This window comes from Mycobacterium sp. NGS67, assembly GCF_059812185.1.
In genome coordinates this window covers 1-371 of the sequence record NZ_JCALCF010000094.1, presented here as the reverse complement: position 1 = coordinate 371, position 371 = coordinate 1, and the positions used below count along the sequence as shown (strand labels likewise).

Annotated in this window: 1 pseudogene; it reads right to left on the bottom strand. The window is 66.3% G+C overall.

From position 1 onward, the window contains the following. A pseudogene (locus tag AC5Y4D_RS27385) lies at nucleotides 1-371 on the bottom strand (hypothetical protein); the annotation flags it as partial.

The window sequence follows — 371 nt, the reverse complement described above, 5'->3', positions numbered from 1 at the left end:
CGGGTAGTACGGTGAGGACCATTCCATCGACACCCCGCCGTGCGGGTAGCGGGTCACGGCAACATGATAGGAGGACTTGCGGTCTTTGCTGGTGCGGGCATCCACGCGCCGGTCGCCCGGGGTGGGGTCGTAGCGGGTGGTCCAGCCCCAGGTGTCGAACAACCGCTTGAACGCGTCGAACGTGGCGTCGTTGCCGCCCGGGGGATACCCCCACACCCAGTAACTGACTTCGAAGTTCCATGACCCGCGCGGGCCCAGTGGCCCGCTGCCGCAACTGAGGACGGCATCGCTCCCGGGCCTTTTGAATCCGACTGTCAGGCCGTCGGGTAGCCGCTTGAGGATCTCGGTGATGTAGTGCACCACACCGCGGC